21 protein-coding genes are annotated in these 19907 nt (G+C 70.6%); 10 read left to right on the top strand and 11 right to left on the bottom strand.

Annotation, left to right across the window (positions count from 1 at the left end):
* Window positions 1-35: 35 nt before the first annotated feature.
* Window positions 36-404 (bottom strand): RNA-binding S4 domain-containing protein, encoded by a 369-nt coding sequence (locus ACFPLC_RS03730; protein WP_229902923.1) that lies wholly within the window; start codon window positions 402-404, stop codon window positions 36-38.
* A 208-nt stretch (window positions 405-612) separates the two neighbouring features.
* On the opposite strand from ACFPLC_RS03730, the gene ACFPLC_RS03725 reads away from it, so the two are divergent.
* On the top strand, window positions 613-2166 hold the full coding sequence (locus ACFPLC_RS03725) for a GMC oxidoreductase (protein ID WP_378206606.1): 1554 nt from the start codon (window positions 613-615) through the stop codon (window positions 2164-2166).
* A 54-nt stretch (window positions 2167-2220) separates the two neighbouring features.
* Here the strand turns inward: ACFPLC_RS03725 and ACFPLC_RS03720 are convergent, their stop codons facing one another.
* Together ACFPLC_RS03720 and ACFPLC_RS03715 are read right to left on the bottom strand one after the other, a co-directional pair.
* Window positions 2221-2703, bottom strand: coding sequence for a carboxymuconolactone decarboxylase family protein (locus ACFPLC_RS03720; protein WP_378206609.1), 483 nt, complete (start codon window positions 2701-2703; stop codon window positions 2221-2223).
* Window positions 2700-3776: an NAD(P)H-dependent amine dehydrogenase family protein gene (locus ACFPLC_RS03715; protein WP_378206612.1), complete on the bottom strand. Its 1077-nt coding sequence runs from the start codon at window positions 3774-3776 to the stop codon at window positions 2700-2702. The genes ACFPLC_RS03720 and ACFPLC_RS03715 overlap by 4 nt, the downstream gene beginning before the upstream one ends.
* Before the next feature lie 114 nt (window positions 3777-3890).
* Between ACFPLC_RS03715 and ilvD the strand changes: the two genes are divergently transcribed.
* The gene (gene ilvD / locus ACFPLC_RS03710) at window positions 3891-5582 is read left to right on the top strand and encodes a dihydroxy-acid dehydratase (protein WP_191314019.1); all 1692 of its coding nucleotides are present in this window, start codon (window positions 3891-3893) and stop codon (window positions 5580-5582) included.
* Here ilvD and ACFPLC_RS03705 read toward each other — a convergent pair.
* Window positions 5561-6919, bottom strand: coding sequence for a class I adenylate-forming enzyme family protein (locus tag ACFPLC_RS03705; protein ID WP_378206616.1), 1359 nt, complete (start codon window positions 6917-6919; stop codon window positions 5561-5563). The genes ilvD and ACFPLC_RS03705 overlap by 22 nt on opposite strands.
* A 13-nt stretch (window positions 6920-6932) precedes the next feature.
* Window positions 6933-7346: an SsgA family sporulation/cell division regulator gene (locus tag ACFPLC_RS03700; RefSeq protein WP_378206619.1), complete on the bottom strand. Its 414-nt coding sequence runs from the start codon at window positions 7344-7346 to the stop codon at window positions 6933-6935.
* Between the two features lie 372 nt (window positions 7347-7718).
* Between ACFPLC_RS03700 and sigK the strand changes: the two genes are divergently transcribed.
* From sigK to ACFPLC_RS03680, 4 genes are all read left to right on the top strand, one after another.
* Window positions 7719-8315, top strand: a complete 597-nt coding sequence (gene sigK, locus ACFPLC_RS03695; RefSeq protein WP_378206622.1) for an ECF RNA polymerase sigma factor SigK — start codon at window positions 7719-7721, stop codon at window positions 8313-8315.
* Window positions 8312-8992: an anti-sigma factor gene (locus ACFPLC_RS03690; protein WP_378206625.1), complete on the top strand. Its 681-nt coding sequence runs from the start codon at window positions 8312-8314 to the stop codon at window positions 8990-8992. Before sigK ends, ACFPLC_RS03690 begins: the two co-directional genes overlap by 4 nt.
* Entirely contained in the window at window positions 8985-10484 is a 1500-nt protein-coding gene (locus ACFPLC_RS03685; RefSeq protein WP_378206626.1) for a molybdopterin-dependent oxidoreductase, read from the top strand. The genes ACFPLC_RS03690 and ACFPLC_RS03685 overlap by 8 nt, the downstream gene beginning before the upstream one ends.
* A 93-nt stretch (window positions 10485-10577) precedes the next feature.
* Window positions 10578-11249, top strand: a complete 672-nt coding sequence (locus ACFPLC_RS03680; RefSeq protein ID WP_378206629.1) for a fasciclin domain-containing protein — start codon at window positions 10578-10580, stop codon at window positions 11247-11249.
* Between the two features lies 1 nt (window position 11250).
* Here ACFPLC_RS03680 and ACFPLC_RS03675 read toward each other — a convergent pair whose 3' ends face one another.
* Together ACFPLC_RS03675 and ACFPLC_RS03670 are read right to left on the bottom strand one after the other, a co-directional pair.
* Window positions 11251-12243, bottom strand: coding sequence for an LLM class flavin-dependent oxidoreductase (locus ACFPLC_RS03675; protein ID WP_378206631.1), 993 nt, complete (start codon window positions 12241-12243; stop codon window positions 11251-11253).
* A 45-nt stretch (window positions 12244-12288) separates the two neighbouring features.
* Window positions 12289-12948 (bottom strand): TetR/AcrR family transcriptional regulator C-terminal domain-containing protein, encoded by a 660-nt coding sequence (locus tag ACFPLC_RS03670; RefSeq protein ID WP_191314027.1) that lies wholly within the window; start codon window positions 12946-12948, stop codon window positions 12289-12291.
* A 97-nt stretch (window positions 12949-13045) separates the two neighbouring features.
* Here ACFPLC_RS03670 and ACFPLC_RS03665 point away from each other — a divergent pair, with 97 nt between their 5' ends.
* Window positions 13046-14023, top strand: a complete 978-nt coding sequence (locus ACFPLC_RS03665) for an NAD(P)-dependent alcohol dehydrogenase (RefSeq protein WP_378206634.1) — start codon at window positions 13046-13048, stop codon at window positions 14021-14023.
* Here ACFPLC_RS03665 and bdeA read toward each other — a convergent pair.
* Both bdeA and ACFPLC_RS03655 read right to left on the bottom strand, forming a co-directional pair.
* Window positions 14020-14949, bottom strand: a complete 930-nt coding sequence (gene bdeA / locus ACFPLC_RS03660; RefSeq protein ID WP_191314029.1) for a bis(hydroxyethyl) terephthalate hydrolase — start codon at window positions 14947-14949, stop codon at window positions 14020-14022. The genes ACFPLC_RS03665 and bdeA overlap by 4 nt on opposite strands.
* Before the next feature lie 198 nt (window positions 14950-15147).
* Window positions 15148-15747 (bottom strand): QsdR family transcriptional regulator, encoded by a 600-nt coding sequence (locus tag ACFPLC_RS03655; RefSeq protein ID WP_378206636.1) that lies wholly within the window; start codon window positions 15745-15747, stop codon window positions 15148-15150.
* Between the two features lie 74 nt (window positions 15748-15821).
* Between ACFPLC_RS03655 and ACFPLC_RS03650 the strand changes: the two genes are divergently transcribed.
* Window positions 15822-16460 (top strand): DsbA family oxidoreductase, encoded by a 639-nt coding sequence (locus ACFPLC_RS03650; protein WP_378206639.1) that lies wholly within the window; start codon window positions 15822-15824, stop codon window positions 16458-16460.
* Here the strand turns inward: ACFPLC_RS03650 and ACFPLC_RS03645 are convergent.
* Complete coding sequence (locus ACFPLC_RS03645) at window positions 16435-16620, bottom strand: hypothetical protein (protein ID WP_013229246.1); 186 nt, start codon at window positions 16618-16620, stop codon at window positions 16435-16437. The genes ACFPLC_RS03650 and ACFPLC_RS03645 overlap by 26 nt on opposite strands.
* A gap of 299 nt (window positions 16621-16919) precedes the next feature.
* Complete coding sequence (locus ACFPLC_RS03640; RefSeq protein WP_378206642.1) at window positions 16920-17972, bottom strand: LacI family DNA-binding transcriptional regulator; 1053 nt, start codon at window positions 17970-17972, stop codon at window positions 16920-16922.
* A 112-nt stretch (window positions 17973-18084) separates the two neighbouring features.
* Here ACFPLC_RS03640 and ACFPLC_RS03635 point away from each other — a divergent pair, with 112 nt between their 5' ends.
* The gene (locus ACFPLC_RS03635; protein WP_378206645.1) at window positions 18085-19014 is read left to right on the top strand and encodes a carbohydrate ABC transporter permease; all 930 of its coding nucleotides are present in this window, start codon (window positions 18085-18087) and stop codon (window positions 19012-19014) included.
* Window positions 19014-19877 carry a carbohydrate ABC transporter permease gene (locus tag ACFPLC_RS03630; RefSeq protein ID WP_378206648.1) on the top strand — a complete coding sequence of 288 codons (864 nt, stop codon included), beginning with the start codon at window positions 19014-19016 and terminating at the stop codon, window positions 19875-19877. Before ACFPLC_RS03635 ends, ACFPLC_RS03630 begins: the two co-directional genes overlap by 1 nt.
* Window positions 19878-19907 lie beyond the last annotated feature (30 nt).

Raw genomic sequence — 19907 nt, 5'->3', positions numbered from 1 at the left:
CCGGCGGCGATCCGTCGATCCACAGGGGAGATGACCTACGGCTCCCGCTGCGACCGGAACGCGTCCAGCACGCGACGCTCCCGTTTGGTCGGCCGCCCGGCACCGCGGTCACGGCGGGCGACCGGGACCACCGTCTCCGGCGGCGGTTTCGGGGTCCGGTCCACGTAGCACGTCGCCGCGTCCGGGGCGCCCACCCGCTTCTGGATCACGCGGACGACGTCGAGGACCTTCGTCGTTCCGCCGACGCGCAGGCGCACTTCGTCGCCCGGGACGACCGTGGTCGCCGGTTTCGCCGGTTTGTCGTTGACGCGCACGTGGCCGCCGCGGCAGGCCGCCGCCGCGTCCGGGCGCGTCTTCGTCAGCCGGACCGCCCAGAGCCAGCGGTCCACTCGGGTGGACTCCACAGTCGTCCATCATGGCCCATTCAGCGGCACCGCCCCGCAACCCCGCCAGGTTACTCGTGGGTACATGTCGACTTGTCTGCACCACGCCGCTATAACTTGTTCTAAATACCTCAACGGTGAGGAACAACACATGAGTGACGAACCCGTGTGGAGAACAACTTCTGGCTCCGTATCCCGTCGTCTCTTCATTGCTGGAACTGGTTCTATCTTGGCGAGTGCCGCGCTGGCCGGTCGAGCGTCGGCGCAGCCCGCCGCGGCGGCCGCGATCACCGACGGCGCCCGCGTGTCCGCGCTGGTGATCGGGTCGGGCTACGGCGGCTCGGTGGCCGCGCTCCGGCTCGCCCAGGCCGGTGTCGACGTGCAGCTGGTCGAAATGGGCATGGCCTGGGACACCCCGGGCCCCGACGGCAAGATCTTCTGCGCCACGCCCGATCCGGACCAGCGGTCGTTCTGGTTGCGCACCAGGACGAAACAGCCGTTCTCCAACTTCTTCGGGTTCCCGATCGACAAGGACATCCCGCGCTACACCGGCATCCTCGACGCCGAGGAGTTCAGCGGGATCACCGTGTACCAGGGCCGCGGCGTCGGCGGCGGCTCGCTCGTCAACGGCGGCATGGCCGTGACGCCGAAGCGGGAGAACTTCGGCGCCATCCTGCCCACGGTCGACGCCAACGAGATGTACGACGTCTACTACCCGCGCGCCAACGCCGGCCTCGGGGTCGCGAGCATCCGCCCGGCCTGGTTCGACTCCACCGACTGGTACCAGTTCGCCCGCGTCGGGCGGAAACAGGCCCAGCGGTCCGGTTTCCCGTTCGTGTTCGTGCCGGACGTGTACGACTGGGACTACATGGAGCAGGAGGCCGCGGGCACCGTCCCGAAGTCCGCGCTGGCCGGGGAAATCCTGTTCGGCAACAACTACGGCAAGAAGTCCCTGCAGAAGACCTACCACCCGAAGATCGCCGCCACCGGCCGGGTCACCATCTCGCCGCTGCACCGCGTGACGCAGGTGGTGCCGGCCGCCGGCGGTGGCTACACGGTGACGATCGAGCAGCTCACCACCACCGGCGCGGTGTCCACGATCAAGACCGTCACCGCGGACACGGTGTTCTTCGCCGCGGGCAGCGTCGGCACGAGCAAGCTGCTGGTGAAGCTGAAGGCGACCGGCGCGCTGCCGAACCTGAACGGCGAGATCGGCAGGGGCTGGGGTGACAACGGGAACGTGATGGTCGGGCGCGCCAACCACATCTGGGACCCGACCGGGGCCTCCCAGTCGACCATCCCGTGCGGCGGCATCGACAACTGGAACGCGGGTGGCGCCTTCGCCGAGGTGGCGCCGCTGCCGACCGGGATCGAGACGTGGGCGTCGTTCTACCTGTCGATCACGAAGAACCCGAACCGGGCGCAGTTCACCTGGAACCCGGCCACCCGCGCGGTGGAGCTGAATTGGCAGACGGCGTGGAAGCAGCCGTCGATCGACATGGCGAAGACCATCTTCGACAAGATCAACGCGACCGAGGGGACGATCTACCGGACCGACCTCTTCGGCACGTACAAGACCTGGGGCGACCACCTCACCTACCACCCGCTCGGCGGCGCGGTGCTCGGCAAGGCGACCGACAACTACGGCAGGCTCACCGGGTACCAGGGCCTGTATGCGATCGACGGCTCGCTGATCCCGGGCAACACGAGCGTCAACCCGTTCGTCACCATCACCGCGCTGGCGGAACGCAACATCGAGAAGATCATCGCGCAGGACTTCTAGAGTCTGCCGCGGCTGGTCGTGAGTGGTAAGGCGGGTTCTAACCCGCCTTACCACTCACGACGAGTGCGGGAGGACGCAGACGGTGTCGAGGCCGAGGACGTGGTTGAGGCGGCCGAAAGCCAGCCAGGCGCCGAGGCTCATGGACAGCTCGACGATCTCCTGCTGGCTGTAGGACGCCGACATCCGCTTCCAGAACTCGTCGTCCAGGTTGTGGTGGTCGGTCGCGTACCGCTCGGCGTACTCCGCGGCCAGCCGCGTGCGGTCGTCGAAGCGGTCGGTCGTGCGCCACTCCGACACCGCGTCCGCGAACTCCGGCTCGACCTTGACGCCGTCGCGTTCGGTGCGCCAGTCGAGGCAGAAGACGCAGCCGTTGATCTGCGCGATCCGCAGCCGCGCGGCCTCGAACTCGCGCAGGCCCAGCGTCGTGTGCTCGTACACCGCCAGCGAGAACTTCGAAGCGGCGATCCCGATGCCGGGCACCATTTCGCCCCAGACGTACCCGATCGGGTCCTTGCCCGCGGGGATGTCGATGTTCACGAGCGGCTCCTTCCGAGCTTGCCCGCTGCCGGGCGCAGCGGGACGTCGAGTGCGTCGTAGAGGCCGGGTTCGGCGGCGGCCAGCCAGTCGATCGCGCCGACCAGGCGGCCGACGGCGGTGGCGTTGCCGCCCGCGGACCGGTTCTCGCCCTCGTCGGTCGCTTCGACGGTGACCTCGATGCGCGGCCGGCCTTCGATGATCACGCGGTGCGCGCCGTCGCCACTGGGTGGCGTGGGCCAGTCCGGCGCGCACGACGGGTGGATGCGGGTGACGTGCTCGATGACGATCCGCGGTTCGCCGTCGACGATGCCCTGCACCTCGAACCGGACCGCGCCCTGGGTGCCCTTCTCGAACTCGCCCATGGTCCGCGTGGTCACGGTCTCCTCCAGCGGACGCCGGTCCAGCGTCTCGCGCAGCTCGGTGACCTCGACGCCGAGGCCGCGCGCGATCAGCCGCACCTGCCCACCCCAGACCATCGACGGCACGCCGGTCATCAGCATCGGCGGGTCGTACTCCATCGGCTGGCCCATCCCGACCAGGTACCGGACGGAGTCGGGCTGTTCGTACGTCGAGTAGTCGAAGATCTCCTGGCAGCGGACGACGTCGACGTCGGTGCCGAGCCCGCTGATCAGCAGCGGCAGCACGTCGTTGCCCCAGCCCGGATCGACGCCGGAGACGAACAGCGAACCGCCGCCCTCCTTGATCGCCGCGAGCACCGGGTTCCGCAGCTCTTCCGGTGCGTTCCGCTGGTCGTAGAGGGGATACAGGGCCGGGGTCACGACGACCGCGCCCGCCCGGACCGCCCGCACGATGTCGGCGAGCGCGTCGTCGAACCGGACGTCGCCCGAAGCCGCGTACACGACCGCGCGGGGACTCGCCGCCAGGACGGCCTCGATGTCGTCCGTCGCAGCGACACCCAGCTCACCGACCCCGGCCAGCTCGCCCGCGTCCTTGCCGACCTTCGCCGGGTCGTGGACCAGTACCGAGGTGAGCTTCAGCGCCGGATGGGCGTCGACGGCCCGGATTGCCGCACGGCCCACGTTGCCCGTGCCCCACACCACTGTGGCGATCATGCGGCCGAGTTTTCGCCGGTGCGCACGCGCGCGGGTAGGAAATCGTTCCGGCCAGCGGACCGCGCGTCCGTTGGTAACATGACCAGCGCCCGAACGTCGTATCGGAGGCCAGCGATGACGATCGACCCGAAGCCCCGCAGCCGCACGGTGACCGACGGAATCGAGGCCGCGCCCGCGCGCGGCATGCTCCGCGCGGTCGGGATGGGCGACGGCGACTGGCAGAAGCCGATCATCGGCGTCGCCAGCTCGTGGAACGAGATCACGCCGTGCAACCTGTCCCTGGACCGGCTGGCGCAGGCGTCGAAGGAAGGCGTGCACGCGGCCGGCGGCTACCCGCTGCAGTTCGGGACCATCTCGGTGTCCGACGGCATCTCCATGGGCCACGACGGCATGCACTTCTCGCTGGTCTCCCGCGAGGTCATCGCCGACTCGGTGGAGACGGTGATGCAGGCCGAGCGGCTCGACGGCTCGATCCTGCTGGCCGGCTGCGACAAGTCGCTGCCGGGCATGCTGATGGCCGCCGCGCGCCTCGACCTGGCCTCGGTGTTCCTCTACGCGGGCACGATCGCCCCCGGCTGGGTGAAGCTCACCGACGGCACCGAGAAGGACGTCACCCTCATCGACGCCTTCGAGGCGGTCGGTGCCTGCCGGGCCGGACGCATGAAGAACGCCGACCTGGACCGCATCGAGCGGGCCATCTGCCCCGGTGAGGGCGCCTGCGGCGGGATGTACACCGCGAACACGATGGCGTCGGCGGCCGAAGCCATGGGGATGAGCATGCCGGGGTCGGCCGCGCCGCCGTCCGCGGACCGCCGCCGCGACCACTACGCGCACCTCTCGGGCGAAGCCGTCGTCGGGCTGCTCGAAAAGGGCATCACCGCCCGCGACATCCTCACGCGGGAGGCGTTCGAGAACGCCATCACCGTCGTGATGGCCCTCGGTGGTTCGACCAACGCCGTGCTGCACCTGCTGGCCATCGCGCACGAGGCCAAGGTCGAGCTGACCCTCGACGACTTCAACCGCGTCGGCGACCGCGTCCCGCACCTGGGCGACCTGAAGCCGTTCGGCAAGTACGTCATGAACGACATCGACCGCCACGGCGGCATCCCGGTGCTGATGAAGGCCCTGCTGGACGAGGGCCTGATCCACGGCGACGCGCTCACCGTCACCGGCCGGACGGTGGCCGAGAACCTCGCCGAGCTCGACCCCGACCCGATCGACGGCGAGGTCCTGCGCGGCCTGGACAACCCGCTGCACCCGACCGGCGGCATCACCATCCTGCGCGGCTCGCTCGCGCCGGAGGGCGCGGTCGTGAAGTCCGCGGGCTTCGACACGGCCAACTTCGAGGGCCCGGCCCGCGTGTTCGAGCGCGAGCAGGAGGCCATGGCGGCGCTGAACGAGGGCCGGATCGAAGCGGGGGACGTCGTGGTCATCCGCTACGAAGGCCCCAAGGGCGGCCCGGGGATGCGGGAGATGCTGGCGATCACCGCGGCGATCAAGGGCGCCGGGCTGGGCAAGGACGTCCTCCTGCTGACCGACGGGCGGTTCTCCGGCGGCACCACCGGCCTGTGCATCGGCCACGTCGCACCCGAGGCGGTCGACGGCGGCCCGATCGCCTTCGTCCGCACCGGCGACCGGATCGCCGTCGACATCAAGGCGCGCAGCATCGACCTGCTGGTCGACGCGGCCGAACTGGCCCGGCGCCGCGAAGGCTGGGAGCCGCTGCCGAACAAGTTCCCGGAAGGCGTGCTCGGCAAGTACGTCAAGCTGGTGCGGTCGTCGTCCTACGGGGCCGTCACGAGCTGAGCGAGAGCGCGCTTGTCGACCTTGCCCACGTCGGTGAGCGGCAGCGCGTCGGCGAAGTCCACCCGCGCCGGGACGTAGTGCTCCTGGCCGAAGGTCTCCCGGGCGTGCGCCTGCAGCTCGGCCGCCGTGACTTCACTCGTCGCGACGACGACGGCGTGCAGCCGATCGCCGTGGCCGAAGACGGCCGCGGTCCGCACCGCCGGGTGCGTCTGGAGCGCGTGTTCGACGACGGTGGTGGGGACCTTCGTGCCGTGCTCGCCCACCACGACGACGTCGTCCGCCCGGTCGAGCAGGTAGAGGTAGCCCTCGTCGTCGAAGCGGCCGAGGTCACCGGTGCGCAGCCAGCCCGCGCCGATCTCCGGGCCGCCGAGATAACCGTCCATCATGGACAGTCCGCGGACTTCAACCTCGCCGTCGCCGGTGATGCGAGCCTCCATGCCGGGCACGATCCGGCCGACCGAGCCCAGCCGCTCCGGCCGGTCGGCCAGCTCGGCGGCGGAGATGCTCGCGATCATCGGCGCCTCGGTGAGGCCGTAGCCCTGGCCGACGACCCGCCCGAAGACGTCGAGCGCCTGCGCGAGCCGGTGCGGCGGCAGCGGCGCGGCGCCGAGCGAGAGCGAGCGGACGCTGGTGAGGTCGGTTTCCGGGCGCTTCGGGTGGTCCAGGACGGCGGCCAGGCGCGGCGGGGTGAGCGAGAGCGTGTCGATCCGGTGCGCCTGGATCGCGTCGAGGACCGCTCCTGCGTCGAAACCGTCCTGGATGACGACGGTGTCCCGCCGCAGCAGCGCGCCGAGCACGGTGGCGTTGCCGGTCATGTGCGTCATCGGGGCGACCAGCAGCGTGCGGCCCGGGCCGTCCGGCGACGGCGCGAAGATGTGCGCCATGCCGTCGTAGATGCCGCTGTGGCGGATCAGCTTGGGGCGGCCGGTGGTGCCGCCGGTGGGGAACAGCAGCCGCACGGTCTCCGGCGGGTTCAGCGGCTCGGGATCGCCGTCGAGGTCCTCGAGGGTGCGGACGTCACCCGCGGGCCAGGCGTGCGGGCGGTCGGTGACGACGGTGGCGCCGCTCGCCGCGGCGAGCCGGTCGGCTTTCGGAGCGGAGGCGGGGACCAGGAGGACGGTCGCGCCGCGGAGGAGGCCCGCCAGCTGGACGAGGACCGTCTCGGGCCGGTTGCGCAGGTCTACGGCGAGGGTGGCTTCGGTTTCCCCGAGGCCGCCGTGGAGCCGGCGCAGGCGGGCGCGAGCCTGGTGGTAGGTGGTGACGCCGTCGTGGACGAAGAGCGGGCGATCACCGCCGTCGTCGAGGGCGGCGAGGACCTTCGTCAGGAAGAAGCTCACCCGGGGACGGTACTCAGTCCTGGTAAGAGAGCTTCGCCAGTTCCTCGTCGAAGTCGAACCAGTCGCTCTCGCTGCCGGCCGGGATGACGTCGTAGGTGCGGTCGAGGAAGGCCGCGATCTCCTTGGCGGGCGCTTCGAGCACGGCGGCGCCGTCGGGGGAGCTCAGCTCGACGACGACCAGCGCGGGGTCGCCGGCGGGCCCGATGCGCACGTCGCCGTCGCCGCAGCGGGCCAGCAGGCCGTCGGCGAGCAGGTCGCGGCCGAAGAGCCACCGGACCGCGCTCGGGCCGGCGTGCAGGACCACGGCGACCGCGTACGGGTCGGTGGTGTCGTACTCCAGCTCGGCCGGCACCGGCCGCGGCCCGGCCCCGAAGGTGCGCAGGGCGAAGTCGATGCGGGCGCTGGTGACGTTGGTGGGGTCGGTCATCGGACCTCTTTGCTACTCGTCGGTTAACTTCGTCTGGTTCCAGGGATAACCCATAGTCAGTTCAACGCCCAGCGATCCGAATAACTTTCACACGCGAGGGTGATCAAGAAGTGGCCGAGGTCACCGTCCGCGTGGCCGAACGGGCAACCACCCTCACTGATCGTGACCGGTGGTGACAGGAGTTCGGAGCCGCGTCGCTGCCGGATGGGTCCCGGCGCCGGATTTGGGCCGTCCGGGTGGGAAGGGTCACCGAGCACCAGTCCGGTCCGCCGTCCGGCCGCGAATCCCCGGCAAGTCAGGGGTGTGAGTGAAGCAGTGAAGCGCAGCTTCTCCGTTGAGGGCGGCGGTGGGGGCATGGATGGAGGATCGGGCATGGGTGAGCGAGGGCGGCTGCGGCTGCCACCGGACGAGGCGCCGGCGCCCGCGCCGAGCGCCGAAGAGCTGCTCGCGCGGGTGGCGGCGGGTGACGAGACGGCGTTCGCGTCGCTCTACGACCTCGTCGCCGGCCCGGTGCTCGGCCTCGCGACGCGCGTGCTGCGCAGTCACGCGCAGGCCGAGGAAGTGGCGCAGGAGGTGCTGGTGGAGGTGTGGCGCAAGGCCACGCGGTACGAGCCGGAGCGCGGCAGCGCGCTGTCGTGGGTGCTGACCATCGCCCACCGCCGGGCCGTGGACCGCGTGCGCGCGCACCAGGCCGGCGTCGACCGCGAGGAGCGGGCCGGCCTGATGGACGTGCGGCGGCCGTTCGACGAGGTCACCGAGTCCACTTTGGCCGGTCTGGAGCAGCAGCGGGTGCGGCAGTGCCTGGCCGCGCTGACCGAGCTGCAGCGCGAGTCGATCGTGCTGGCCTACTACAACGGCTACACCTACCCCGAGGTCGCCGAGGTGCTGAAGGTGGCGCCGGGCACGGTGAAGACCCGCATCCGCGACGGCCTGATCCGGCTGCGCGACTGCCTGGGGGTGGACCGATGACCGCCGAACTGCACATGCTGACCGGGGCCTACGCCCTGGACGCCGTGTCCGACGTGGACCGCGCGGAGTTCGAACGCCACCTCGGCGAATGCCCCGCCTGCGGCCAGGAGGTGGCCGAGCTGCGGGCAACCGGCGCGCGGCTCGCCGTGGCCACCGCGGTGGACCCGCCGCCGCTGCTGAAGGTGTCGGTGCTCGCCGAGGTGGCCCGCACCCGTCAGCTGCCGCCGCGCGTGCCGGTGGTGCGGCGGCTGAGCCGGGCCAAGACGTGGCAGGTGCGCTTCGCCCTGCTCGGCGCCGCTGCGGCGGCCGCGGTGGCGGTCGTGTTCGGGGTGGCCAGGACGCCCGCGCCGGTCGACTCGGTGCTGAGCGCACCGGACGCGTCCGCGATCCAGGCGGTCGGCGAAGGGCACGCCACCCTGGTCGTCTCGCGCAGCCGTCACCAGGCCGTGCTGCTCGCGTCGGACCTCCCCGCGCTCGACCCCGGGCACGTCTACCAGGTGTGGCTGATCGGCAGCGGAGGTGCGCGCTCGGCCGGGCTGATGTCGACCGAGAAGTCGCAGCGGATGCTCGTGGCCGACCTCCCGGCGGACGTCGACCGGATCGGGATCACCGTCGAGCCCGCCGGGGGTTCGGACGGCCCCACCACCCCCGCCGTCACCAGGATTTCCCTTGCGTAGCCGCGGGTGGGCCGCCTTGCTCGGCGTCCTGGCGCTCGGGGCGGCCCTGGCGGCGGGCCACCTCGTCGCCGGGTTCGTCGGCGTCAACGCCTCGCCCTACCTGGCCGTCGGCAACGGCGCCATCGACCTGACCCCGGTGTGGCTCAAGGACTTCGCCGTACGCACCTTCGGCACCCACGACAAGCTCGTGCTGCTGTCCGGGATGGCCGTCGTCATGGTGGCCGTCGCGGCGGTGGCGGGCCTGCTGTCCCGCCGGACGCCGCTGCCGGGGCTGGTGGTGATCACCGGGTTCGGGCTCGTCGGTCTCGTCGCCGTGTACACGCGGCCCGACCTCGACGCGGTCGCGCTGCTCGCCCCGCTGGCGAGCCTGGTCGCCGGTGTCGCGACGTTCGCCTTCCTGCACCGGCTCGACGTCGCCCCGGACTCTTCGCGCCGGACGGTGCTGCTGGCCGGCGCCGGCGTCGTCGTGGGGGCGGGGGTCGCCGGTCTCGGCGGGCAGCTGCTCGCCGGCCGCCGGGACGCGGCGGCGTCGCGCGAAGCGGTCGGGCGGCTCGTCCCGGCCCGGACCGCGCCGATGATCCCGGCCGACGCCGACTTCGCGAAGCTGGGCACGCCGGCTTTCCTGACCCGCAACGACCGCTTCTACCGGGTGGACACCGCGCTGACCGTGCCGCAGGTGCGCGCCGAGGACTGGAGCCTGCGGCTGCACGGGATGGTCGACCGCGAACTCCGGTACCGCTACGGCGACATCCGGAACCGGCCGCTGGTGGAGCGCACGATCACGATGACCTGCGTGTCCAACGAGGTCGGCGGTACCTACGTGTCCACCGCGAACTTCGTCGGCGTCGACCTGGCCGATCTGCTCGAAGAGGCCGGGGTGCGCCCCGGTGCCGAGCAGCTCTTTTCGTCCAGTGTGGACGGCTGGACGTCCGGCAGCCCGGTCGCCGCGGCGCTGGACCGGGCGCGCGGGGCCATGCTCGCCATCGGGATGAACGGTGAGCCGCTGCCGATCGAGCACGGTTTCCCGGCCCGGCTGGTCATTCCCGGGCTGTACGGGTACGTGTCGGCCACGAAATGGGTGACCGACCTCGAAGTCACGACCTGGGACGCGCGGCAGGCGTATTGGCTGAAACGCGGCTGGGGTCGCGAAGCGCCGATCAAGACACAATCGCGCATCGATACGCCGAAGGGGTTTGAAACCGTTTCTTCCGGGAATGTGCGGGTCGCCGGGATCGCCTGGGCGCAGCACACCGGGATCGCCAAGGTCGAGCTGCGCCTGGACGACGGGCCGTGGCGGGAAGCCGTGCTGTCCCACGAAGTCAACCTGAACACCTGGCGCATGTGGTGGCTCGAGTTCGACGTCGCACCGGGCGGCCACCAGGTCTTTTGCCGGGCGACGGACAAAAGCGGGTACACGCAGACCGAACTGCGCGCCGGGACCGTCCCCGACGGCGCGACCGGGTGGCACAGCATCGCCTTCACGGCCCGGTGACCCGGATCACCCGAATGGGGGCAAGCCGGATTCCCCACAGTTCCGAATCCAGGGCAAGAAGCAGTTCTCAGCCGCTTTATGGGAGTGATTTTCGTGACCAAGCTCCGTGTCGCCGGAATCGGCGTCGCCGCCGTCGCCGCCCTTTCGCTGACCGCGTGCAGCGGTAGCGACACCGCTTCGTCGGGCAGTTCCAGCAGTGCGATGCCGTCGTCGTCGGTGCCCGCGCCGACCTCCAGCATGGCGTCCGGCTCCGGCAACGGCATGACCACCAACGCCGACGTCTTCGGCCCGGCCTGTTCGCAGCTGCCGCAGGGCTCCGCGCCCGGTTCGCTGGACTCGATGGGCCCGCAGCCGGTCGCCTCGGCCGCGTCGACCAACCCGCTGCTGACCAAGCTGGTGGCGGCGGTCAAGGCCACCAACCTGGTCGACACGCTGAACAGCCAGGAGGCCATCACGGTCTTCGCGCCGGCCGACCCGGCGTTCCAGGCGCTGGGTGACGCCAAGTTCAACGAACTCGCCGGCAAGCCCGCCGAGCTGGCGCCGATCCTGCAGTACCACGTCGTCGGCAAGCGCTACGACGCCAAGGGCCTCGCCGCGGCCGGTTCGGTCGACACGCTCAACACCGCCGGTGGCCCGGTGAAGATCGAGGGCTCGGGCGAGAACATGACGATCAACGGCGCGAAGATCCTGTGCGGCAACATCCCCACGAAGAACGCCACGGTCTTCGTGATCGACAAGGTGCTCACGCCGGGCACCAACCAGTGAGCTAGCGCCCCAGCAGGGGGCCGAGGCGTTCCGCGATGTCGGTGAGGATCTGCACGTAGTCTTCGTGTTCGAAGGTGAAGGGCAGTGCGAAAGCCACCTCGTCGATCTCGCGGAACGCCTTGTGCTCGTGCAGCCGCCCGGCGATTTCCGCGGACGTGCCGACAAAATCGGGGGAGAACAGCATCCGCGCGGGCCCCTGGGGTTCCGCCGTGCGGGGCAGCCGCTTTTCGGCGTAGGCCGCGTACTTCGCCCGCTGTTCCGGCGTCGCGCTGTCGGTGGGGATGACGACGAGGCCCTGCGAGATGCGGCCGGCGGGGTGCTGCGCGCGGAACGTCCGGATGTGCGAGAGCTGGATTTCGGCGAAGTCGGTGCTTTCGCCATCGGCCTTGACCACGCTGCTGGTCAGGAAGTTCATCCGGTGCTTGCCCGCCCACTCCGCCGAACGCAGGCTCGCACCGCCGTACCAGAGGCGGTCGCCGAGGCCGGGCGCCTGCGGCTGGACGCGGTCGGAGAACACCTCGAAGCCTTCGGTGCCGCTGAACCCGGTGGCCGGTTCGCCGCGCACGAAGCCGAGCAGCCGCTCCACCCGGGCGTAGGAGAAGTCCTCGGCCTCGGCGGTGTCCGGGTAGAGGGCGTGCTTGACCTCGTCCCAGCGCATCGGCGGCCCGACGCTGAGACCCGGGTTGAGCCGTCCGCCGGAGAGCAGGTCGACGGTGGCGAGGTCCTCGGCCAGCCGCAGCGGGTTTTCCCAGCCGAGCGGGATCACGGCGGTGCCGAGCTCGATCCGGCTCGTCCGCTGCGACGCGGCGGCCAGCACGGCGACCGGCGACGAGATGCCGTACTGCAGGTGCCGGTGGCGCACCCAGGCGCTGTCGAACCCGAGCCGTTCGCCCAGCTCGATGATCTCCAGCGTCGACTCGTGGCCCCGGCGCGGGTCGGCCGCGTCGAACAGGCCGATGGTCAGGAAGCCGAGCTTCCGCAGAGGTCGTGACACAGCTTTGATTTTGCCCCGGTGAGCGGGGGTGTCCCAGCTGGTGGACTACCGCTGCCGCAGCCGGTCCAGGCCGTCGAGGATGACGTCGAGGCCGAATTCGAACTCGGCCTGGTCGTCGCACCAGCCCAGCGTCGAGTCCGGGTCGTCGTGGGCGATCTCGCTGAGCATCGTCGCCAGGTTCGGCAGCTGCCAGGCCAGGTCGACCGGCACGTCCGCCGACTCGCCGGCGCTCGGGTCGAACAGCTCCTGGCTGAACCCGAGCGCGCGGCTGCCGAGCGCGTGCAGCGCGTGGTGGACCAGGTCGTAGGAAAACCCGCCGTCGCGCATGAGCCCGACCAGCGCGTCGTAGTAGCGCAGGACCTCGGTGCTCGTCGACGACCGCGTCTCGAACAGCTCGGGCGCCCAGCGGTGCCGGAGGAACACCTGCCGCGCGGCCAGGATCCGCCGCCGCACCGCCGTCTTCCAGTCCGGGGCCGGTTCGACCCTGGCGACGGCCTCGTTGATCTCCCCGGCCACGACGTCGACGATGCCGTCGAGCACGTCTTCCTTCTTGGCCACGTGGTAGTAGAGCGACATCGCCTCGGCGCCGAGCTCTTCGGCGAGGCGGCGCATCGTGAGCGCGCGCAACCCGTGTTCGTCGGCGAGGCCGACCGCCGCGCGCAGGACGCGCTCGCGGCTGAGAGGCATCCGGGCGTCGGTTGTCACCCACAAGATCGTACAAGGTAAGGCGCCGTTGACGTTCTTACGGTGTACGGCGTACCTTACGTTGTAAGACTTACGGCGTACGAATGCGGGAGGCGACATGAAAGCCCTGGTCCAGCGCGGGTACGGCCCTGCGTCGAGCTTGGTCCTCGAGGACGTGCCCGATCCGGTCCCTGGCGAAGGCGAGGTGCTGGTGCGGGTGCGGGCGAGCTCGGTCAACCCGTACGACTGGCACCACCTGAGAGGCGAGCCGTATGTGGCCCGGTTGATGCCGGGCGGCTTCGGCCTGCGTCCGCGAGCCGGCGTCCTCGGCTGCGACCTCGCGGGCCGGGTCGCGACGCCCGGCGCCCGGTTCGCCCCGGGTGACGATGTCTACGCCCTGCTGCCACGGGGTGCGCACGCCGAGTACGTCTGCGTACGCGAGGACCTGCTGGCGCCGATGCCGGTGAACCTCACCTACGAGCAAGCGGCCGCAATGCCGATGGCGGCCGTCACCGCGCTCCTGTCGTTGCGGGGTGTCGAAGCCGGGCAGCGAGTGCTGGTCAACGGCGCTTCCGGCGGCGTCGGCACGTTCGCCGTCCAGCTGGCCAGGGCGCTGGGGGCGAGGGTCGATGCGGTCTGCAGCGCCGCGAACGCGTCGGCGGCGCGCTCACTGGGCGCCGAGCACGTCTTCGACTACCGGGCGGAGGACTTCACGCGCAGCGGCCGCCGCTACGACGTCGTGCTGGACGTCGCCGGCAGCCGGTCGGTGTTCGCCTGCCGCCGGGTGCTGGCGCGGGGCGGCACCTTCGTCGCCGTCGGCGGTCCGGCGGGGCGCTGGGTGCAGCCGGCCGGGCACGTCTTCGCGGCGCTGGCTTCCGGGCCGGTAGCGCGAAGGCGGGTCGTGCTCGCGGACGCCGTCGCCTGCCCGGACAAGGCGGCGGTGCTCCGGGAGCTGACCGGTTTCGTGGAGCGCGGCGCGGTCACGCCGGTCGTCGACCGGAGTTACCCGTTCGACGACCTGCGTGCCGCGTTCGCTTACTCCGAAGCCGGGCACGCCAAGGGCAAGGTCGTCGTCACCCTCGGCGTGGCGGGCTAACCGTTGTGCGGGCAGTTGCCGCGGTAGTCCGAAATGGACAGGCTGGTGCTGGGGATCGGGCAGAGGAACTGTTCGTAGCGGGTGTCGTTGTCGATGAACCGCTTGAGCCAGGAGAGCGTGTACTTCGCGATCGTCGTGTTCGCCGTGTTGGGCGCGAAGTGGCTGGCGCCGCGCAGTTCGAGGTACGCCCGGTCCAGAGAGGACGGCAGGCTGGTGTAGAACGGGATCGAGTGCGACGCCACCGGCGCGATGGTGTCCGACTGCGCCCCGACGACGAGCGTCGGCACCCGCAGCGTCGACCAGTTCTTCGTCAGGTTCCAGCCGGTCAGCGGCACCGCGGCCTGCAGCGACGGGCGGGAGCGCGCCGCTTCGAGCGTGCCGCCGCCACCCATGGAGTGCCCGACGACACCGAGCCGGCTGCTGTCGATCCGTGACCGGACACTGCTTTGCTGCGTCAGGTAGTCCAGGGAAGCGAGGAGCTGCCTGCCGCGGCTGTCGGGCTGGTCGCTGGTGGTCAGGGTGTCGATGGTGAACACCACGAAGCCCTGCGAGGCCAGGCGCGGGCCCAGCCAGGCGATGCTCGACTGGGTGGCGGTGAAGCCGGGCGCGATCGAGATCGCGCCGAACGTGCCGGCGGTCGTGGTCGTCGGGTAGTAGATGGTGCCGCCGCCGAAGCCGGAGACGGCCAGTCGCGACACCGTGTCGGTGCTGGTCGCGAACGAGCCGCGGGTGGCCTCGATGCTGGCGTTGGTCGGGTCCGGGCCCCGCTCGTAGGGGTTCGCGGCGGCGGGCGCCGGCGCGGCGACCGCGGTGGTCACCGCCAAGGCGGCCAGCACGACGCCGGCGGCCTTGGCACGCCAGCCGCGTCGGCGGGAAATTTTCTCACCCAAGCCGGACGTCGTCGGCGAGCTGGTGGGTGCGGACATGGATCGCTCTCTTTCCCCGGGCAGGCGAAAGCACGCCCGGACACAGACGGGCGGATCGGAGAACTGGTGCAACGGCCACGGAAAGACGTGCCGCGGGCGGGGTGCGGGGTAACCGCTTTCCCTGCGCCTATGAAACACCTTGGCGAAATGTTCCACATCCTCCGAATGGGGGAGTGGTCTGACGAACTGTGCGGTCGCTCAGTGAACCTTGACCGGCTCCATCGCACCGCGCACGAGGGTGTCGACCAGCGTCGTGGCGACGGTCAGGTCCACCGAGCGGGCGGCGAGGACGTCGGAGTAGAGGAAGGACTCGCCGAGCCGGACGACCGCGAAGGCCAGGTCCGGCAGGCCGACCAGCGGGGCCAGCCCGGCGGCTTCGGCGTCGGCGTGGAAGAGCTCGACGTGCGCGTCGACCAGCCCGGGCTGGACCGCGCCGCGCGGGTCGGTGAGCACGCGGAGGGCGACGGTCGACTCCGCTTCGATCAGCTTGCGCATGCCCTCGCTGCCGGCGACCTCGCGGCGGTAGGCCTCCATGACCCACAGGCAGCGCAGCCGGCCGTCCGGGGTGCGGACCGCGTCGCCGTGCTGGGCGCGCCAGCCGTCGAGCGCCCGCTGCCAGGTCCGGTCGGACAGCAGCCGCAGCCCGGCGCCCATCAGGTCGTCGCGGTTGCCGACGCGCCGGAAGAACGTGGTGCGCGAAATCCCGAGCTCGGCGGCCATCCGCCCGAGATCGAGGCGGGTCCCGGCCATCAGCAGCCGGGCCGCGTGCCGGACGATGTCGTCGGTCGAGACGGTCACCTGCCCACCCTAGTGCGCAGGTGGGGCCCGGTTACCTTGAAGTGCGCGGCGTCCCTTCGATTAGCGTGGGTTTCGTGCGCGTAGACATCTGGTCCGATCTGGTCTGTCCCTGGTGCTATCTCGGCAAACGCCGCTTCGAGCAGGCGGTGGCCGAAGTGGGTGCCGACGTCGAAGTGGTGCACCACTCGTTCCAGCTCGACCCGACGTTCCCCCGCGGGACATCGCGGCCGACGCGCGAGGTGCTGGCCGAGAAGTACGGCCGCACACTGGAAGAAGCGGACGCGATGGAAGCCCAGATGGAGGAGCGCGCGGCGGCCGACGGCCTCGAGTACCACCTCGACGGCGTCCACATGGGCAACACGGTCGACGGCCACCGCCTGGTCCACCTCGCGGCTTCACACGGTCTGGCTGACGCTGTCGTGGACAGGTTCTACGCGGCGCACTTCACCGAGCGTCGCTCGCTGTTCGACCACGATTCCCTGATCTCGCTGGCCGCGGAAGCGGGACTGGACGCGGACGAGGCGCGAGCCGTACTCGAGTCCGACGCGTACGAAAAAGAGGTGGCGGCGGACGGCGAGCAGGCCCGCGCCCTCGGCGCGTCCGGCGTCCCGTTCTTCGTGATCGACCAGCGCTACGGCGTGGCGGGAGCCCAGTCGCCGGAGGTGTTCGCGCAGGTGCTGAGGCGAGTCAGCGACGACGCCGCCGCCGGGTGAACCGCGACCGGTCGGTGGCGACCCCGGCCAGGTGCAGGGCCACGCACAGCAGCCCGGCGGTGGTGAGCGTCCCGGTGGTGATCACCGGCCCCAGCCCGAACCCGGCCAGCTCCATGAGCAGGGCGAGCCCGAAGAGGACGGCGGCGAGAATGGCGAGCATGACGGCCTCGTTTCCGTGGAGTGGGGCCGAATGGTCCACGCCACTGGGACGTTGGGGGTACCGGAGTTCCCGGCTTGGTGGCCGGTAATTCCCCCGCCCCGCCCCCCTGAAACGACCCATTTCCCCCCCCGCTCACAACACGCCCCCGCCCACCCGGGCCACGCCCGCGCCCGCTCGCCCGCCCGAGGCCGCCCGCGCGCGTGCCTGGCCGGTCGGTTCGCGTATCTGGTCGGTCGTCTTGCGTACCTGGAGGGTCGGTTCGTGTGATGCCTTGCTGGGCACGGGGGTTGGCCGGGTTGTCAGGCTGGGGGTGGGGCGGTGCTGGAGCGGATGACCAGTTCCGTCGGGAGCAGCACCGGTTCGCCGGCTTCCGTGCCCGTCTCGATTTCCGTCAGGAGGGCCTTCACCGCGTGGCGGCCGACCGCCTCGAACGATTGGCGGATCGTCGTCAACGGCGGCCAGAAGTGGGCTGACTCCTCCATGTCGTCGAACCCGACCACGCTCACCGACGCCGGCACCGCGCGACCCGACTCGTGCAGGGCGCGCAGCAGGCCCAGCGCCATCTGGTCGTTCGCCGCGAACACGGCCGTCACGGAAGGGTCCGCCGCCAGGCGCAGGCCCGCCTGGTAACCCGACTCCGGCGACCAGTCGCCCACCAGCACCGGCGGTACCGAAGCGCCGGCGCGCTCCAACGTGGCCTGCCACGACTTCCGGCGGCGCTCGGCCGAGTAGGACTGCGGCGGTCCCGCGATGTGCCAGACCGTCGAGTGACCCAGGGAAAGCAGGTGGCTGGTCGCCCGGGCCGCGCCGTCGGCCTGGTCGTTGTCGACCACCGGGTAGTCGTAGCGGGCGCTCGAGTCGATCACGACCACCGGCAGCCCGTGCGGCAGTTCGATTTCGCTTTGGTCAAGCTGGTGCTGCTCGATCAGGATGATCACGCCGTCGACGGCCTGCTCGTTCAGCGTGCTGAACGCGCCCGTCACCTCGCCCTGCGTCGGCCGCGTCACCGGCATCAGGATGATCGAGAACCCCTCCGGGACGACCGCCGCCGCGATGGCGTCGAGGGTGCGGCTGTTGCCGAACGTCGGGAGGGCCGAAATGATCACGCCGATGCTGCGGAACTGGCCGTTGCGCAGGGCGCGGGCCGCGCTGTTGGGCCGGTAGCCGATCCGGCGCATCGCGGCGAGGACCCGCTCCCGGGTCGCTTCGTCCACATTGGTCTTGCCGTTCGCGACGCGCGAGACCGTCTGGCCCGAGACACCCGCCTCGCGGGCGACGTCCGCCATCGACGGGCCCCGGCGCCGGGCGGGGCCGGGTGCGGATGACGTCGCTGTCTGGCGCGGCACGGTCACTCCTTGGTTCCCTGGACATGTTTACGTCAACACGTTACTCTGCGGCCGTCCATGTTGACGTAAACATCGCGCCGGGTCCAGCGCCCGGCTCACCTGACCACTCGGAGAGACGATGACGTCCACAGCGGCTCCGCCCGCCCCGGTGCCCGCGCGCCGGGTGCCCGCGGCCCGCCGGCCGCGGCGGAAATGGCGGGGCTGGCTCTTCGTCGCCCCGTTCATGGTGGTTTTCGCGCTGACCTTCATCGCGCCCGTCGTGTACGCGTTCGTGCTGAGCCTCTTCCGCGACCAGGCCTTCTTCGGCGGCACGGTGTTCGTCGGCGCCGACAACTACGTGCAGGTCTTCGGCGACCCGAAGTTCTGGGAGGCCTTCCGGCGGGTGCTGGTCTTCCTCGCCGTGCAGGTGCCGATCATGCTCGTGCTCGCCCTGATCGCGGCGCTGGCCATCGACAGCGCCCGGCTGCACGCCGCCGGGTTCTTCCGGATCGTGATCTTCCTGCCGTACGCGGTGCCCGCCGTGGTCGCCTCGCTGATGTGGGGCTTCATCTACGGTGACCACTTCGGACTGGCCGCCGACCTGAACCACCTGCTCGGCACCGACGCGGTGAAGCCGTTGTCGGAGAACTGGCTGCTCACGTCGATCGGCAACATCGTCACGTGGGAGTTCGTCGGCTACAACATGCTCATCTTCTACTCCGCGCTGAAGGTGATCCCCAAGGAGCTGTTCGAGGCGGCCGCGATCGACGGCGCCGGCACGTTCCGCACCATCCTGTCGGTCAAGCTCCCCGCGATCCGGGGCGCCATCGTGATCGCCACGATCTTCTCGATCATCGGCAGCTTCCAGCTCTTCAACGAGCCGAACATCATGCGCAACCTGGTGCCGAACACGATCGGCACCTTCTACACGCCGAACATGTACGCGTACACCCTTTCCTTCAACGGGCAGCAATACAACTACTCCGCCACCGTCGCGATCGTGATGGGCGTGATCACCGGCGTCATCGCCTACGTCGTGCAGCTGCGCGGCTCCCGGAAGGAAATGTGATGGCCACGCTTTCGGTGACGCGGCCCCGCAAGTCACGCGTCCTCACGTCGGTCATGGTGCTGTACCTGATCTACAGCCTGGTCCCGCTCGTCTGGCTGGTCGTCAACGCCAGCAAGACGCAGCCCGCCCTGTTCTCGACGTCGGGGCTTTCGTTCGGCGGCCCGTTCGCGCTGTTCGACAACATCGGCCAGACGTTCACCTACAACGACGGCATCTTCTTCCGCTGGCTCGGCAACACGCTGCTGTACGTCGTGGTCGGCGCCGGCGGCGCGACGGTCCTCGCCACGGCGGCGGGCTACGGGCTGGCCAAGTACCGCTTCCCCGGCCGCCGCGGGGTGTTCGCCGTCGTCCTCGGGGCGGTGGCCGTGCCGCCCACCGCGCTGGCCGTGCCGACGTTCCTGATGTTCAGCAAGCTCGGGCTGACCAACACGCCACTGGCGGTGCTCATCCCGTCGCTGATCAGCCCGTTCGGCCTGTACCTGATCTGGGTCTACGCCGCCGACGCCATCCCGGACGAGCTCCTGGAGGCGGCGCGGATCGACGGCGCGGGCGAGCTCCGGATCTTCCTCACCGTGACGCTGCGCCAGCTGGTCCCCGGCATCATCACGGTCGCGCTGTTCACGATGGTGCAGACGTGGAACAACTACTTCCTGCCGCTGATCATGCTCAGCGAGCCGAAGTGGTACCCGCTGACCGTCGGGCTCAACCAGTGGAGCGCCCAGGCCAACGGCGCCGGCGCCCAGCCGATCTTCAACCTGGTCCTCACCGGGTCGCTGCTCACCATCATTCCCCTCGTCGTCGCTTTCCTGCTCATGCAACGGTTCTGGCAGTCCGGGCTGAGCGCCGGAAGCGTTAAGCAATAACCCGCCGTCACACCGTCGTGAAGGGACACT

The sequence above is a fragment of the Amycolatopsis plumensis genome, from assembly GCF_042652605.1.
Taxonomy (GTDB): Bacteria; Actinomycetota; Actinomycetes; order Mycobacteriales; family Pseudonocardiaceae; genus Amycolatopsis; species Amycolatopsis plumensis.
The sequence above is the reverse complement of the archived record's forward strand: the minus strand, read 5'-3'. Positions and strand labels throughout refer to the sequence as shown.

What these genes read in the sequence shown, in the direction of transcription:
- ilvD (WP_191314019.1), top strand. Translation starts at nt 3,891, where the DNA reads ATGACGATCGACCCGAAGCCCCGCAGCCGCACGGTGACCGACGGAATC.
- ACFPLC_RS03635 (WP_378206645.1), top strand. Translation starts at nt 18,085, where the DNA reads ATGACGTCCACAGCGGCTCCGCCCGCCCCGGTGCCCGCGCGCCGGGTG.
- ACFPLC_RS03665 (WP_378206634.1), top strand. Translation starts at nt 13,046, where the DNA reads ATGAAAGCCCTGGTCCAGCGCGGGTACGGCCCTGCGTCGAGCTTGGTC.
- ACFPLC_RS03630 (WP_378206648.1), top strand. Translation starts at nt 19,014, where the DNA reads ATGGCCACGCTTTCGGTGACGCGGCCCCGCAAGTCACGCGTCCTCACG.
- sigK (WP_378206622.1), top strand. Translation starts at nt 7,719, where the DNA reads ATGGGTGAGCGAGGGCGGCTGCGGCTGCCACCGGACGAGGCGCCGGCG.
- ACFPLC_RS03700 (WP_378206619.1), bottom strand. Translation starts at nt 7,346, where the DNA reads ATGACCGACCCCACCAACGTCACCAGCGCCCGCATCGACTTCGCCCTG.
- bdeA (WP_191314029.1), bottom strand. Translation starts at nt 14,949, where the DNA reads ATGTCCGCACCCACCAGCTCGCCGACGACGTCCGGCTTGGGTGAGAAA.
- ACFPLC_RS03645 (WP_013229246.1), bottom strand. Translation starts at nt 16,620, where the DNA reads ATGCTCGCCATTCTCGCCGCCGTCCTCTTCGGGCTCGCCCTGCTCATG.
- ACFPLC_RS03715 (WP_378206612.1), bottom strand. Translation starts at nt 3,776, where the DNA reads ATGATCGCCACAGTGGTGTGGGGCACGGGCAACGTGGGCCGTGCGGCA.
- ACFPLC_RS03690 (WP_378206625.1), top strand. Translation starts at nt 8,312, where the DNA reads ATGACCGCCGAACTGCACATGCTGACCGGGGCCTACGCCCTGGACGCC.